This window comes from Bartonella sp. MR168JLCBS (assembly GCF_042194175.1).
In genome coordinates, this window is the sequence record NZ_JBHIMP010000615.1 from 1 (window position 1) to 545 (window position 545).

The window sequence follows — 545 nt, forward strand, 5'->3', positions numbered from 1 at the left end:
TATATTGAAAAAAATCCATAGCTATTTTCATAACATCATAAAGGTCAGCCTTTTCCATTTGGCGTTTATGACTTTGTGGATCAGAGACAGGTAATTTCATCCCCGCAAAATCAGCCAAACGCTCTACACTTTCTGAAAAACGCAATCCATCAAGCTCACAAAGAAAAGTAAAAATATCACCACTCACACCACAACCAAAACAGTAATAACGGCCTTTATGATCATCACAATGAAAACTGGGCGTTTTCTCACCATGAAATGGGCAACAACACCAAAAATCTCCCCGAGAAGGTTTACTTTTTTGAGGATCAAATACCACCCTTTGGCCAATAACCGTTGAAATTGGTAATCTGGTGCGGATCTCATCAAGGAAATCAGAAGGAAAACGCATTATCTCTCACAGAGTTTTCAAATTCTTTTTTGCATGTTTAACGACTTTGGAGCATAATTCCAATACTTCATCTTAAGCGGTTGAAAGATTTTAAGAACTCAACCGTATATAATTTAGAAACGGAGAGTAAAAAAAGTGATCAAATTTCTTGTTC

At 36.5% G+C, this 545-nt stretch carries 1 protein-coding gene; it reads right to left on the reverse strand.

All coding sequences use genetic code 11. From position 1 onward, the window contains the following. The coding region (locus ACFIK8_RS13020; RefSeq protein ID WP_375669660.1) for a CHC2 zinc finger domain-containing protein at nucleotides 1–391 on the reverse strand (391 nt) is incomplete at its 3' end. Nucleotides 392–545: the final 154 nt, after the last annotated feature.